This is a genomic window from Halomonas sp. SIMBA_159 (assembly GCF_046536035.1).
GTDB classification, from domain to species: Bacteria; Pseudomonadota; Gammaproteobacteria; order Pseudomonadales; family Halomonadaceae; genus Vreelandella; species Vreelandella venusta_A.
The window spans coordinates 1-241 of the sequence record NZ_JAWJBT010001461.1 but is presented as its reverse complement, the minus strand read 5'-3'; the positions used below and the strand labels follow the sequence as shown (position 1 = coordinate 241).

Annotated in this window: 1 protein-coding gene; it reads left to right on the top strand. The window is 56.0% G+C overall.

Translation table 11 applies throughout. The features are described from left to right. A partial coding sequence (locus R0J87_RS24085; protein WP_498889563.1) for a DUF294 nucleotidyltransferase-like domain-containing protein occupies window positions 1-241 on the top strand: 241 nt, incomplete at both ends.

The window sequence follows — 241 nt, the reverse complement described above, 5'->3', positions numbered from 1 at the left end:
CTATGGCGCGTGACGAGCAGCTTATTGTCACCGATCAGGACAATGCTCTGGTGCTGGATAACAGCTTTGATCCGGCGCAACACGATGCTTATTTTCAGCAGCTGGCAGCCTTTGTCTGCGACGGCCTGGCTCAGTGCGGTTACAGCTATTGCAGCGGCAATATTATGGCCACCAACGCCCAGTGGCGCCAGCCGCTGCGGGTGTGGCAGCAATACTTTACCGATTGGATTGAACAGCCCAG